Raw genomic sequence first — 16,043 nt, 5'->3', positions numbered from 1 at the left:
CAAACCAACCTATGAAAATGTTAAGACTTTTCGCCCTTTCACTTATGTTTTTGCCGCTATCTTTGTGGGCCCAAGATGATTTGCTTGATGAATTAGAAAGTGAAGTTCCAGTAACCAATGAACCTGTAACTTCTGTTTTTAAAGGAATAAAAATCATCAATTTTGAAAGCACTAAGCTTATTGGTAAAGATCAGTTTTATTTTGTAATAGCGCACCGTTTTGGGAGCCTAAAAGATGGAATAGACAATTTTATTGGTCTTGACGAAGCCTCAGTACGTATACAGTTTTTGTATGCTCCTACTACATGGCTTAATATGAGTATTTCTAGATCTGGGTTTAATAAAACCTATGATGGTGCCTTAAAATATAGGTTGTTACGTCAAGAAAAAAATGGCTTTCCTTTTAGTTTGGTAGGTTATAATTTACTTACCATAAACACAGATTTGGATAAAGATTTATTTCCAGAGCTTACCTTTAGTGACCGCTTGGGTTATACAACACAGTTTTTATTCTCTAGAAAATTTAACGATTGGTTATCGTTGCAGTTTGCTCCCACGTATTTTCATGATAACACAGTGGGTGAAGATGGTCAAGATAATTCTCAATTTGCTCTTGGTTTTGCAGGAAGATTTAAGTTTACAAAACGTATTGCTTTGGTTGCAGATTATGGACTCCATCTTAATAGAGTAGCTAATTCTGCATTTAATAATGCATTAGCTGTGGGTATAGAAATAGAAACAGGAGGTCATGTTTTTCAAATACATGCCTCTAATAGCCAGGCCATTTTCGAAAATGGGTTTCTTGGACAAGCGAGAGGAGATTTTACTGATGGGAATATATTTTTAGGGTTTAACATTTCAAGAGCATTTAGTCTTAAAAAATAGTAAGATAGTTAGTATGGAGCCTGCCATTGCAAGAGTATTTGTTCAGCAATCTTTTTGTACAAAAAGTGTGGCAAAGGTACGTTCTGAAATTTTAAATGTGGTTTCTTCTAATATCGTAAAAGTATATCCTTTAGAGGCATTGGTGGTGTTTAATTTTTATACTGCCAACGAAGTGTCTGAAGTATTAAATTTATTAACAAGGTTGGGATATCCTCCTAAAGAAGATCTAATTTAAAAAGGATATACTACGTACAAATGGTTGATCATATATTTGGTAAAGCATTTAATAAAGAGTAAAATGATGGTTGTTTCTAGTAGATAAAAATTGAGATTCACTTAAAGCCCTTACAAGGTCTATGGATTTTATATCTAATAAAGATTTCTAAAGGTAAGGCCTCAAATGAGTCTCATTTTATCTTTTTGTACTCATCTAGGTAGCAATTCCATATTTTTACGTCTTAAGCATAAGTTTAACTCCTCAATTCCATATGGTAAACGTGTAGTAACGGTTGTTACTGTGGCGCTATCATCAACTTCGGAAATATTAGATCTCACTACAGATGCCAGTCTCATTCAAGGTGGTACAGATGCATTAACAGTAGTATTAAATGGCTCATTCGCAATTTTTGCGGGAGATGCTGATGGAAACACGCAAATACAAAATGATGATATATCTGCATTGATTAATGTATTGGGAACCTCTGGTTATTTGGGTGTAGATACAGATATGAACGGACAAATACAAAATCAAGATTTATCAGATATTGTGATCCCTAATCTTGGTAGAGGGGAGTAATGCTTGACGATTGACGATTGTTGATTTCTGAAGCAAAAAGGATGTTTATACTGTCCCGATGGCTAAAGAAATCACTTCGGGAAACGTAGGCTTACGATGTAGATCAACTAATTACTATTAATGCTTTTATGTGTTTTACTAGCTGCGATTATTAATTTTTTGAAAGGTATCACAGAGGTATCACTATGGTAACAATTGGGTATTTTTTTTGGGTAGCACTATATTTGCCTAAAATATCTCCATCTATGGTTTTTAAAAAGAAAATCCACCTATGCATCATTGCCTTTTTTTGTGTCCTATGGATTCAAGCTCAAGAAAGAGAAGCCTTAATAGCCCAACTTGAGACAGAAATAGCACAGGCAACCTCAGATTCTATTAAAATCCCGTTGCTATTAAAATTATCAGACCGTAAGAGTAGTGATGATATGGATGTAGCGTGTCAACTTGTTCTAGACGCTCAAAAAATTATTGATGATAATGGATATGAAAGTTTTTACTTTCAAAAACAAAAAGTTGAAATAGCCCAAAGCCTTAGCATTTGTGCATCTCATAAAGGAGATCTAGCCGAAGCGCTAGAATATCAACAAGAAGCACTCGATTTAAGTATTAAAATAAATGATTCCATAGGTATCGGTAATGCCTACCAAGGAAGAGGAATCATTTATCAAAAGAAAAATGATACGGTTAATGCAGAGCGTTATTATAGACTCGCTTTAAAAATTCAGGAAAAAAAGAGTGAACCCTATGACCTAGCGCTTACCTATTTGAAGTTAGGTCATATTTGTAATAAATATAGAAAAATGGATTCGGCACGTTATTTTTATAGACGGGCTAAAGAGGCGAATCCAACGAGGGCGGGATTAGTCAATGCAAACGCAAATATTGGAACAACCTATATCTATGAAGAAAAGTATGAAAAGGCTATAGAAGTACTCAAAGAGAATTTGAAAATTGCAGGTACTGAAAATGACTACGTTCTTAGTTCTATACATAATAATATTGCCAGTTCATATAATTCTTTGCAATCCTATGATAATGCTTTGGCACATATAGATAGCGCTCTTGTGTATGCAAAAAAGACAAAGCAAAAAATACGTCTAAGAGATCAATATGAATTAAAATTTAAAATAAGTTCTAATGTTGGGGATTATAAAAAAGCATTTCAAGCACATAAATTGTATAAAGTATATGCTGATTCTTTAAATGATAGTAATGAGATCAAGCGTTTTACAGAATTAGAGCTCAATTATCAATTTGAAAAAGAAAAACAAATTGCTGCTATCCAACTTGCCAATGCTAATTCAAAAAAACAGCTCTATGTAATCCTACTCATCATTGCGATTATATTAGGACTTGTCTTTATTTATTTTATTCTAAAGAATAAAAAACAAAAAATAGCGCTGGCTCAAAACCAAATTGAACTGGAGCAAATGGAGAAAGTAAAGACGAAGCTTGCACTGGCTAATCGGGAAAGCGAACTCAAAAAAGTATTGATAGAAAGTTCCATTACAGAAGAAGTATTGAACAAAACGTTAGATGATATCAAAAATATTATTTTAGCAGATAATGAAAATGAACGCCAGCAAGGGCTTCGTTCTTTATCTGCTACCTTACTTTCTGAAAAAATGACACAAAAAACAACCGTAACCTTGCAAGAATATTTAGACCAAGTATCGCTTGATTTTAAAGTACACTTAGACACCAATTTCCCAATGCTACTTCCAGTAGAAAAAGAGCTTTTATATCTAATGAAAGCTGGTCTAAACGCGCCACAAATAGGAAAGTTGAAAGGGACTTCGCTCCCTGCGGTAAAGTCTATGCGCTCCCGTATTCGTAAGAAACTTGAGCTCGATTCTAGAGAGGATATTATTGCCCATCTAGTAAGTATTCAATAGTTCTTCTATTATTTCCATTTTTATTTATCTCTCTCTATACCCACAATTGGTGAGCGTGTGGTGTAGATGATGTATTGGCTTTAGTGCTTCGATCAATTTACATTCGCGAACCTGCGAAAAGCACTGCTTTAAGGTAAAAAAAACACCCACAACATCGGAATGCTTCACAAGTTTTAATCATTGATAATCAATCAATTAAATTCGTGATACCCCTGTGTAACCCCTGTTTTATTGCTAAGCTAGTTTTGGTGTTTTTACTTTACAAATCTAATAAAGATCCATCTTGTGTTTTTAGATGAGAAGGTCTCTTATGAAGATTATTAAAAAATTGAATACAACCCAAGTACTGTAAAAACAATCCTATGAAACAGATCTTATTTTTAATAGCAATTTTTAGCATTACAGCTACAAGCTACGCCCAAACCTTCACCGTAGATGGTTTGGAGTATCAAGTCACCTCCACAAACCCTAACGAGGTAGCCATCACAGGAGGAACGCCAGCAACTATAGATCTGGTTATCCCACCAACCGTTTCTGATGGGGTAAATACCTTTACCGTAACGAGTGTGGGAAATGATGCTTTTAAAAACCTAACACTAACGGCTTTGACAATCCCCACAACGATAGTAACTATAGGAGTAAGTAGTTTTAGCAACAATCAACTAAGTAGTCTGGTACTACCTAATGGAATTACGAGTATTGGAACAGCTGCTTTTGCAAATAATAGTATACAGGGAAACTTAATCATTCCTAATAGCGTATCAAGTTTAGGTCGAGCTGCTTTTAAAGACAATCAATTAGAAAGTGTTGTTATATCCAACGCGATTACTTTGATTAGTGATGAAACATTTGAAAATAACCAATTGACTAGTGTGACGCTTCCCACTGCGCTTATTGAAATAGATGAGGATGCCTTTCGTGAGAATCAAATTACGACGCTAGAGTTACCAGAAACTGTCACCATCATACGAGATCGTGCTTTTTTAAATAATCAAATAGCCAGTCTTGTTTTACCAGATGGCATTGTGACGATAGGAGGTCGATCTTTTCAAAACAACCAAATACCGAGTCTGAGCATTCCAGATGGTATCACCGTCATCGAGAATCAGGCGTTTCAAAATAATGAAATAGCAACGCTAAGTTTACCAGAAGGATTGACAACGATCGGTGGTCAAGCTTTTCAAAATAATCAATTAACAAATATTACATTTCCAGCAAGTATAACCAATATAGGAGCCCGTGCTTTTGAAGATAATCCTTTAGAAACGATTGTTGCCTTAGGAAGTACTCCTGCTACTATAACCACAGGTACTAACGATACGTTTGGAACAAACAGAAATGCCATAGATTTAGAAATACCACCAGGAAGCGAAGCCGCCTATGTAGCTGCAACTTGGACAGGGTTTCGATCTGTAAATGGTATTCGTAATTTTGAAGTGGGTAATACATTTACAGAAAATAACTTCAATTATAAGGTGATCGCGTTAAATCCCAATGAAGTTGAAATTACAGGGGGTACAGATGTCCCTCAAGCGTTAACTATTGCAGGATCCGTACCTAGTGAAGGAAGTGATTTTACGGTCACTCGTGTTGGAAATGACGCTTTTAGTGAAATTTTATTAGCAACCCTAGTATTACCTGATGGCCTTTCTGAAATAGGTGCTTCAGCGTTTAGAGGTAATCAAATCACAAGTGTTGACTTGCCTTCCAGTATCGTAAGCATAGGGTTTCAAGCTTTTTTAAATAATCAATTAGCCAACGTTGCTTTTCCTGAAGGATTGACAACGATAGATGGTCAAGCTTTTCAAAATAATCAATTAACAAGTATTACATTTCCAGCAAGTATAACCAATATAGGAGCCCGTGCTTTTGAAGATAATCCTTTAGAAACGATTGTTGCCTCAGGAAGTACTCCGGCGACTATAACCACAGGAGCTGATGACACGTTTGGAACAAGCAGAAATGCCGTAGATTTAAACATTCCACCAGGAAGTGAAGCCGCCTATGAAGCTGCTACTTGGACAGGGTTTCGATCTGTAAATGGTATTCGTGATTTTGAAGTGGGTAATACATTTACAGAAAACAACTTTAATTATAGGGTGATCTCGTTAAATCCCAATGAAGTTGAAATTACAGGGGGTACAAATGTCCCTCAAGAGCTAACTATTGTAGGATCTGTAACTAGTGGAGGAACAGATTTTACGGTCACTCGTGTTGGAAATGACGCTTTTAGTGAAATTTTATTAGCAACCCTAGTATTACCTGATGGCCTTTCTGAAATAGGTGCTTCAGCGTTTAGAGGTAATCAAATCACAAGTGTTGACTTGCCTTCCAGTATCGTAAGCATAGGGTTTCAAGCTTTTGTAAATAATCAATTAACTAACGTTGCTTTTCCTGAAGGATTGACAACGATAGATGGTCAAGCTTTTCAAAATAATCAATTAGCAAGTATTACATTTCCAGCAAGTATAACCAATATAGGAGCCCGTACTTTTGAAGATAATCCTTTAGAAACGATTGTTGCCTTAGGAAGTACTCCGGCAACTATAACCACGGGAGCTAACGATACGTTTGGCACAAATAGAAATGCCATAGATTTAGAAATACCGTCAGGAAGTGAAGCCGCCTATGAAGCTGCTACTTGGACAGGGTTTCGTTCTGTAAATGGTATTCGTGATTTTGAAGTGGGTGATACATTTACAGAAAACAACTTCAATTATAGGGTGATCGCGTTAAATCCCAATGAAGTTGAAATTACAGGGGGTACAAATGTCCCTCAAGAGCTAACTATTGTAGGATCTGTAACTAGTGGAGGAACAGATTTTACGGTCACTCGTGTTGGAAATGACGCTTTCCGCGAAATTCCATTAGCAATGTTAGTATTGTCAGAAGGTCTTACTGAAATAAGTGCTGCTGCCTTTAGAGACACACAACTCACAAGTGTTGACTTACCTACTAGTATCGTAAGCATAGGGTTTCAAGCTTTTGTAAATAATCAATTAACTAACGTTGCTTTTCCTGAAGGATTGACAACGATAGATGGTCAAGCTTTTCAAAATAATCAATTAGCAAGTATTACATTTCCAGCAAGTATAACCAATATAGGAGCCCGTACTTTTGAAGATAATCCTTTAGAAACGATTGTTGCCTTAGGAAGTACTCCGGCAACTATAACCACGGGAGCTAACGATACGTTTGGCACAAATAGAAATGACATTAATTTAACCATACCGTCAGGAAGTGAAGCCGCCTATGAAGCTGCTACTTGGACAGGGTTTCGTTCTGTAAATGGTATTCGTGATTTTGAAGTGGGTGATACATTTACAGAAAACAACTTCAATTATAGGGTGATCGCGTTAAATCCCAATGAAGTTGAAATTACAGGGGGTACAAATGTCCCTCAAGAGCTAACTATTGTAGGATCTGTACCTAGTGGAGGAACAGATTTTACGGTCACTCGTGTTGGAAATGACGCTTTCCGCGAAATTCCATTAGCAATGTTAGTATTGTCAGAAGGCCTTACTGAAATAAGTGCTGCTGCCTTTAGAGACACACAACTCACAAGTGTTGACTTACCTACTAGTCTTGTAGCCATAGGGTTTCAAGCTTTTGTAAATAATCAATTAGCTAACGTTGCTTTTCCTGAAGGATTGACAACGATAGATGTTCAAGCTTTTGTAAATAATCAATTAACAAATATTACATTTCCAGCAAGTATAACCAATATAGGAGCCCGTGCTTTTGAAAATAATTCTTTAGAAACTATTGATGCCCAAGGAAGTACTCCGGCAACTATAACCACAGGTGCTAACGATACGTTTGGAACAAACAGATCAGATATTGACCTTACCATACCATCAGGAAGCGAAGCCGCCTACGATGCTGCTACTTGGACAGGGTTTAACTCAATAAATGGAGTAGTTAATACAGAGATAGGTACTGTATTTACTGAAAATGATTTTGATTATAGGAGAACTTCATTCTCACCAGATGAAGTAGAAATTATAGGGGGCACACTGGCATCAACAGATTTAAGTATTCCAGAAACTGTTTCTGACGGAACTATTACATATACGGTAACTAGTGTGGGTAATGAAGCGTTTGAAGGTGTGGGTCTTACATCGGTTGATTTGCCATCTAGTATTAGAGTTATAGATAATAAAGCATTTCAAAACAATTTACTCACAAGTTTAACGATTCCTACTAGTGTCACAACAATAAATAGTAGAGCGTTTCGTCAAAATCAATTAGAAATTCTGGAAATTCCTGGTAGCGTAACGACCTTAAACCTTGGTACTTTTGCAAGTAATCCCTTAACAACAATCACGGCTCTTGGGACTACACCACCTTCTATAATAACGGGTGCTAACGATACTTTTAGTAATAGAGATAGTATTGATTTAATTGTGCCTGAAAGTGCCACAGCTGCCTATGAAGCTGCTACGTGGACTGGGTTTAGAAGCGTAAATGGTATTTTTAATTTTGAAGTGGGTGATACATTTACAGAAAACAACTTCAATTATAGGGTGATCACGTTAAATCCCAATGAAGTTGAAATTACAGGCGGTACAAATGTTCCTGAAGATTTAACTATTGTAGAATCTGTACCTAGTGGAGGACGTGATTTTACCGTCACTCGTGTTGGAAACGAAGCTTTTAACGAAAACTTATTAACAAGTGTGAGTCTACCTAATAGTCTTACAGAAATAGGAGCTACAGCCTTTAGGGATAATCAAATCACAACTCTCACTTTACCAGCGGCAATCACAACGATAGGAGCTTCAGCTTTTAGGGATAATCAAATCACAACTCTTAGTTTAACAGTGGGAATCACAACGATAGGAACTGCTGCTTTTTTAAATAACGAGTTAACACAACTTTTACTACCTGAAAGTATCACAGAAATAGAATCTGGTGCTTTTAATAACAATCCCTTACAAACAATCACGGCTCTTGGGACTACACCACCTACTATTAGTACAGATACTAACGATACTACTTTTGGAGATAGAGATAGTATTGATTTAATTGTGCCAGAAGGTGCCACAGCTGCTTATGAAGCAGCTACGTGGACTGGGTTTAGAAGCGTAAATGGTATTTTTAATTTTGAAGTGGGTGATACATTTACAGAAAACAACTTCAATTATAGGGTGATCGCTTTAAATCCCAATGAAGTAGAAATTACAGGCGGTACAAATGTTCCTGAAGATTTAACTATTGTAGAATCTGTACCTAGTGGAGGACGTGATTTTACGGTGACTCGTGTAGGGAACGAAGCTTTTATTGGTAATCAATTAACTAGTATTACACTACCAGATAGTATTACCGAAATAGGTGAAGGTGCTTTTAAAGATAATCAAATCTCTAGTCTTAGTTTACCAGCAGGAATCACAACCATAGGGAACCAAGCTTTTCGAAATAATCTAATCACAACTCTTAGTTTACCAGCAGGAATCACAACCATAGGGAACCAAGCTTTTCAAAATAATCAAATCACAACTCTTAGTTTACCAGCAGGAATCACAACCATAGGGAACCTAGCTTTTATTGGTAATCAATTAACTAGCATTACACTACCAGCTAGCATTACCAATATAGGAGCCCGTGCTTTTGAAAATGATGATTTCTTAACTAGGGTTATTGCCTTAGGAAGTACTCCTGCTACTATAACCACAGGAGCTAACGATACGTTTGGAACAAATAGAGATAGTATTGATTTAATCGTACCGCTAGGGACTCAACAAGCCTATGCAGATGCTACCTGGACAGGCTTTGGAAGTGTTGAGACCGCTGTGATAGATGGAATATTTTATACCGAAACTTCACTTAACCCTAATGAAGCGCAAGTCGTAAATGTAGACACATCAACATTAGATATAGTAATCCCAGCTACAGTATCTAATGGAGCAGAAACGTTTACCGTGACTTCCATAGCAAACAATGCCTTATCCAATAAAAATCTAACCAGTGTCGAATTACCTGATACGTTTACTGATACAGGTTTTGCAGCCTTTAGTGATAATAATTTAACGAGTGTTGTACTTCCTGAAGGGATTACTACGATAAGAAAACAATCCTTCCAGAATAATGAACAACTTAGTACTATTGATTTTCCAAATAGTGTAACGATTATAGATAACAACGCCTTTCGAAATAATGGACTTACGGAGCTTATCTTACCAGCTAATGTGAGCGTTATAGGTTCGCAAACATTTGAAAATAACCCAATAACAGAAGTCACGTCTTTTAATACCACGCCACCAAGTATAGAAGGGAGTAGTTTTAGCAATCGCAATCTAATCACCTTAAACGTACCAGAAGGGACTACAGCGGCTTATGAAGCTGAAGGTTGGACGGGCTTTGCAAGAATTGAAGAATTTACCATCAATATCACGGTTGCACCCAAAGTATTCCTACAAGGTGCTGCCATTAACCCTATTGCAGGAGAAGAAGACTTGATGCGTGATAGCTTACGCGAAAGTGGCCTTCTCCCTACCACCTCTCCTTATGGCGATGACACGTTGGTAGATCCCTCTGTCTTTGACACTACAGGCGCAGATGCCATCGTAGATTGGGTATTTGTTGAGTTACGTGATGCAGCAGACCAAACGCAATTGGTAGCAAGTACTTCTGGATTGCTACAACGTGATGGCGATGTGGTGGGTACCGATGGGAGTTCTCAAATAATGTTTACGGTGGATGAAGGGAATTATTTTATAAAAATAAGCCACCGTAACCATATAGGGATAGTAACTGCAACTCCTGTGGCGCTATCATCAACTTCAGAACTATTAGATCTCACTACAGATGCCAGTCTCATTCAAGGTGGTACAGATGCATTAACAGTAGTATTAAATGGCTCATTCGCAATTTTTGCTGGTGATGCAGATGGAAACACGCAAATACAAAACGATGATATATCTGTATTGATTAATGTATTGGGTACCTCTGGTTATTTGGGTGTAGATACAGATATGAACGGACAAATACAAAACCAAGATTTATCAGATATTGTGATCCCTAATCTTGGGAGGGGGGAGTAAATTGAATAGCTACGGTATTTAAGTTTAAAATTTCCGAAGGAAGAAATAATTTGATTTAATACGCTATGCTTCGGAAATATGAAAGAAGTTGTTAAACCTTAGATACCAATATAAATGGCTTTGTATTGAATTTAGATATACAATTATTGATGCTAACAAATTTTGGAACGGTGCAGCAGTTTGAGTAATGAAACCCTGTTTGCTGAACTCGTTTCAGTATCTAGCGGGAGCTATGAATTATAAATGTTCTAAGTACACTTTAACGCTACGCTCTCCCGCTGGTCGTGAATCTCACAAGTTCGATTTCGCGACAGCGTAATAAATAAAATAACTATGAAAAATGTAACAACACTTTTACTTTGTTTATTTGGTATCCTTACGGGCGTTGCCCAAACCTTTACCGTAGATGGTTTGGAGTATGAAGTCACCTCCACAAACCCTAACGAGGTGGCCATCACAGGTGGAACACCAGCAACTACAGATTTGGTTATCCCACAAACCGTTTCTGATGGGGTAAATACCTTTACCGTAACGAGTGTGGGAAATGATGCTTTTAGAAACCTAGCACTAACGGCTGTGACAATCCCACCGACAATAGTAACCATAGGAGGAAATAGTTTTCTCGATAATCAACTAACTAGTCTGCTACTGCCTGATGGAATTACGAGTATTGGACAAAATGCTTTTGGTAATAATAGTATAGCAGGAAACCTAATCATTCCTAATAGCGTATCAAATTTAGGGCGATTAGCTTTTAGAGTCAATCAATTAGAAAGTGTTGTTATATCAAACGCGATTACTTCAATTGGTGAAAGGACATTTGAAAATAACCAATTGACCAGTGTGACACTACCCACTGCGCTTATTGAAATAGATGAGGATGCCTTTCGTGAGAATCAAATAACCACGCTAGAGTTGCCACAAACTGTCACCATCATACGTGATCGTGCTTTTTTAAATAATCAAATAGCCAGTCTTGTTTTACCAGATGGGATTGTGACGATAGGAGGTCGATCTTTTCAAAACAACCAAATATCTAGTCTGAATATTCCAGACGGTATCACCGTCATCGAGAATCAAGCGTTTGAAAATAATGAAATTACTAGTCTTAGTTTACCAGAAGGATTGACAACCATAGGTAGTCAAGCTTTTAGAGGTAACGATTTAACAAGTCTTATCTTACCAGCAAGCATTACGAATATAGAAGGCCGTGCTTTTGAAGATAATACTACTTTAGATACAATTATTGCTTTAGGAAGTACTCCAGCAACTATAACCACAGGTGCTAACGATACGTTTGGAACAAACAGAAATGCCATAGATTTAGAAATACCACCTGGAAGCGAAGCCGAATACGAAGCGGCTACTTGGACAGGATTTCGATCTGTAAATGGTATTCGTGATTTTGAAGTGGGTAATACATTTACAGAAAACAACTTCAATTATAGGGTGATCGCGTTAAATCCCAATGAAGTTGAAATTACAGGGGGTACAGATGTTCCTCAAGAGTTAACTATTGCAGGATCTGTAAGTAGTGAAGGAAGTGATTTTGCAGTCACTCGTGTTGGAGATAATGCTTTTAGTGAAATTTCATTAGCAACACTAGTGTTACCTGATGGTCTTACTGAAATAGGTACTGCAGCGTTTAGAGACAATCAACTCACAAGTATTGACTTACCTGCTAGTCTTATAACTATTGGGTTTCAAGCTTTTTTTACTAATCAAATAGACGATCTTGTTTTGCCAGCTGGGATTATGACAATAGAAGGTCGATCTTTTGAAAACAACCAAATATCGAGTCTGAGCATCCCAGACGGCATAACGAACATCGCAAACCAGACGTTTAAAAATAATGAAATTGTAAGTCTTAGTTTACCAGAAGGATTGGTAACGATAGGAGACCAAGCTTTCGAAGATAATTTATTAGTAAGTATTACACTACCAGCAAGCATTACGAATATAGAAGGCCGTGCTTTTGAAGATAATACTACTTTAGATACAATTATTGCTTTAGGAAGTACTCCAGCAACTATAACCACAGGTGCTGATGACACCTATGGAACAAACAGAAATGCCATAGATTTAGAAATACCAACGGGAAGCGAAGCCGCCTATGAAGCTGCTACTTGGACGGGGTTTCGATCTGTAAATGGTATTCGTAATTTTGAAGTAGGTAATACATTTACAGAAAACAACTTTAATTATAGGGTGATCGGGTTAAATCCCAATGAAGTTGAAATTACAGGCGGTACAAATGTCCCTGAAGATCTGACTATTGTAGGATCTGTACCTAGTGAAGGAAGTGATTTTACGGTCACTCGTGTTGGAAATGGCGCTTTTCGTGAAATTTCATTAGCAACACTAGTATTGTCCGACGGCCTTACTGAAATAGGTGCTACTGCTTTTAGAGGTAGTCAAATCACAAGTGTTGACTTACCTTCCAGTATCGTAAGCATAGGGTTTCAAGCTTTTTTAAATAATCAATTAGCTAACGTTGCTTTTCCTGAAGGATTGATAAGTATAGGCAATCAAGCTTTTCAAAATAATCAATTAACCGATCTTACCTTTACTGAAGGATTGATAACGATTGGAGACCGCGCTTTTGAGGATAATCAATTAGAAAGTCTTACACTACCAGCAAGTATTGCAGAGATAGGAGCCCGAGCTTTTGAAGATAATTCTTTAGAGACCATCAATGCCCAAGGAAGTACTCCCGCAACTATAACCACAGGAGCTAACGATACGTTTGGCACAAACAGGCTCACTATTGACCTTACCATACCATCAGGAAGCGAAGCCGCCTACGAAGCTGCTACTTGGACAGGGTTTAATTCTATAAATGGTAGTAATTTTATAGTGGGTAGTACATTTACAGAAAATAATTTTGATTATACAGTCACCTCAATAGTACCTAGTGAAGTAGAAATTATAGGGGGTACACCAGCATCACTAGATTTGAGTATTCCAGAAACTGTTTCTGATGGTACTGTTACGTATACGGTGACTAGTGTGGGTAATGAAGCTTTTGAAGGTGCGGGTCTTACATCGGTTGATTTGCCTTCTAGTATTAGAGTTATAGATAGCCGAGCATTTGAAAATAATCAATTCACAAGTGTAGACTTACCCTCTAGTCTCGTAACTATAGGTTTTCGAGCTTTTCAAAATAATCAATTAGCTAGTCTTACCCTTCCTGAGGGATTGACAACGATAGGTGATCGGGCTTTTCGAGGAAATGGCTTAACCGAGCTTAATTTATCTGCTAATATTACAGAGATTGGTGCACTCGCTTTTCAAAATAATGAATTAGAGGTCCTTTTTATTCCTGCAGGACTTGTATCTATGGGTGCTGAGGCCTTTAAAGATAATTTATTAGATTTTGTAATTCCTTTAGGTATTATACCACCTTCTATTCAAGGTGGAAGCGAAGACCCTTTTGATTCAAGAGCAAGCATCGAACTTATAGTACCACAAGGCACCCAAGAAGCCTATCTAGATGCGGGTTGGACAGATTTTGAGACTATTGATGAAGTGGACAGAGGTGATATTACAGATGGCTTTTTATTCTATGACATTACTTCCACAACTCCTAATGAGGTAGTTCTTATAGGTGGGGTTCCTCCTACAACGGGTGTTACTATTAGCATTCCAAGTACGGTATCTAACGGGACAGAAGATTTTACCGTCACTTCTATTGCAAACAATGCCTTAACTAATAATAATTTAACGAGTGTCACATTACCTAATACAGTATCTGCAACAGGTTTTGCGGCCTTCAGCAATAATGTATTAACCAGTGTTGTGCTTCCTGAGGGTATTACCACCATAAGCAAGCAATCCTTCCAGAACAATCAAATCGGTAGTATTAAACTGCCTAGTACAACCACTTTAATAGATAACAACGCCTTTAGAAACAATCAACTCACAGAGGTCACCTTACCAGCTACTATAAACACCATAGGTTCACAAACATTTGAAAACAACCCGATAACACAAGTTACGTCTTTAAACACGACACCACCAAGTATCGCAGGGAGTAGTTTTAGCAATCGCAATCAAATTACCTTAAACGTACCCCAAGGAACTACACAGGCCTATATAGAGGCTGGTTGGACTGGATTTGCAGGTATTGAAGAATTTATAACAGATGCATTTATATTCTATAGGATTACTTCCACAGCTCCTAATGAGGTACAGGTAATTGGTGGGATTCCTCTTTCTGATCTTAGCATTCCAAGTACGGTATCTAACGGAGTAGAAACGTTTACCGTGACTTCCATCGCAAACAATGCCTTATCTGAGCTTAATTTAACCAGTGTGGTGTTGCCTAATACAATTACTGCAACTGGTTTTGCAGCCTTTAGTAATAATAATTTAACGAGTGTTGTGCTTCCTGAAGGGATTACCACGATAAGTAAGCAAAGCTTCCAGGATAATCAAATCGGTAGTATTGAGCTTCCTAGTACAACCATTATAGTAGATAACAACGCCTTTCGAAATAATCGACTCACTAAGGTCACCTTACCAGCTACTATAAACACCATAGGTTCACAAACATTTGAAAATAACCCTATCAACGAAGTCACGTCTTTTAATACTACACCACCAAGTATTGCAGGGAGTAGTTTTACCAATCGCGATCAAATTACCTTAAACGTACCAGAAGGGACGAGACAGGACTATATAGATGAAGGTTGGACGGGATTTGCAAGTATTGTAGAATTTGAGATCAATATCACGGTAGCAACAAAAGTATTCCTACAAGGTGCTGCCATTAACCCTATTGCAGGAGAAGAAGATTTAATGCGTGATAGCTTACGCGAAAGTGGCCTCTTACCTACCATCTCTCCCTATGGCGATGGCACGACTGTAGATCCCTCTGTCTTTGATGCTACAGGCGCAGATGCCATCGTAGATTGGGTATTTATTGAGTTACGTGATGCAGCAGACCAAACTCAAGTGGTAGCAAGTACTTCTGGATTGCTACAACGTGATGGCGATGTGGTGGGTACAGATGGGAGTTCTCAAATAACGTTTACGGTGGATGAAGGTAATTATTTTATAAAAATAAGCCACCGTAACCATATAGGGATAGTAACTGCAACTCCTGTGGCGCTATCATCAACTTCAGAACTATTAGATCTCACTACAGATGCCAGTCTCATTCAAGGTGGTACAGATGCATTAACAGTAGTATTAAATGGCTCATTCGCAATTTTTGCTGGTGATGCAGATGGAAACACGCAAATACAAAACGATGATATATCTGTATTGATAAATGTATTGGGAACCTCTGGTTATTTGGGTGTAGATACAGATATGAACGGACAAATACAAAACCAAGATTTATCAGATATTGTGATTCCTAATCTTGGGAGGGGGGAGTAAATTGAATAGCTACGGTATTTAAGTTTAAAATTTCCGAAGG

At 37.5% G+C, this 16,043-nt stretch carries 6 protein-coding genes; all 6 read left to right on the top strand.

Going from position 1 to position 16,043, the window contains the following annotated elements:
* The first annotated feature begins 11 nt into the window (after positions 1-11).
* Complete coding sequence (locus tag ACY2RS_RS02125; RefSeq protein WP_490096945.1) at positions 12-884, top strand: DUF5777 family beta-barrel protein; 873 nt, start codon at positions 12-14, stop codon at positions 882-884.
* A 13-nt stretch (positions 885-897) separates the two neighbouring features.
* The gene (locus ACY2RS_RS02120) at positions 898-1,119 is read left to right on the top strand and encodes a hypothetical protein (protein ID WP_490096944.1); all 222 of its coding nucleotides are present in this window, start codon (positions 898-900) and stop codon (positions 1,117-1,119) included.
* Positions 1,120-1,284: 165 nt separating this feature from the next.
* Complete coding sequence (locus tag ACY2RS_RS02115; RefSeq protein ID WP_490096943.1) at positions 1,285-1,680, top strand: hypothetical protein; 396 nt, start codon at positions 1,285-1,287, stop codon at positions 1,678-1,680.
* A gap of 245 nt (positions 1,681-1,925) precedes the next feature.
* On the top strand, positions 1,926-3,575 hold the full coding sequence (locus tag ACY2RS_RS02110) for a tetratricopeptide repeat protein (RefSeq protein WP_490096942.1): 1,650 nt from the start codon (positions 1,926-1,928) through the stop codon (positions 3,573-3,575).
* 362 nt (positions 3,576-3,937) lie between these two features.
* Positions 3,938-10,618: a leucine-rich repeat protein gene (locus ACY2RS_RS02105; protein WP_490096941.1), complete on the top strand. Its 6,681-nt coding sequence runs from the start codon at positions 3,938-3,940 to the stop codon at positions 10,616-10,618.
* A gap of 333 nt (positions 10,619-10,951) precedes the next feature.
* Complete coding sequence (locus ACY2RS_RS02100; RefSeq protein ID WP_490096940.1) at positions 10,952-16,003, top strand: leucine-rich repeat protein; 5,052 nt, start codon at positions 10,952-10,954, stop codon at positions 16,001-16,003.
* Positions 16,004-16,043 lie beyond the last annotated feature (40 nt).

It is taken from the genome of Patiriisocius sp. 208BN25-11 (assembly GCF_058147145.1).
This window is presented reverse-complemented; position numbering and strand designations above follow the sequence as displayed.

Excerpts from the sequence above, each read along its gene's own strand:
- ACY2RS_RS02125 (WP_490096945.1), top strand. The coding sequence starts at position 12 with ATGAAAATGTTAAGACTTTTCGCCCTTTCACTTATGTTTTTGCCGCTA.
- ACY2RS_RS02120 (WP_490096944.1), top strand. The coding sequence starts at position 898 with ATGGAGCCTGCCATTGCAAGAGTATTTGTTCAGCAATCTTTTTGTACA.
- ACY2RS_RS02115 (WP_490096943.1), top strand. The coding sequence starts at position 1,285 with ATGAGTCTCATTTTATCTTTTTGTACTCATCTAGGTAGCAATTCCATA.
- ACY2RS_RS02110 (WP_490096942.1), top strand. The coding sequence starts at position 1,926 with ATGGTTTTTAAAAAGAAAATCCACCTATGCATCATTGCCTTTTTTTGT.
- ACY2RS_RS02105 (WP_490096941.1), top strand. The coding sequence starts at position 3,938 with ATGAAACAGATCTTATTTTTAATAGCAATTTTTAGCATTACAGCTACA.
- ACY2RS_RS02100 (WP_490096940.1), top strand. The coding sequence starts at position 10,952 with ATGAAAAATGTAACAACACTTTTACTTTGTTTATTTGGTATCCTTACG.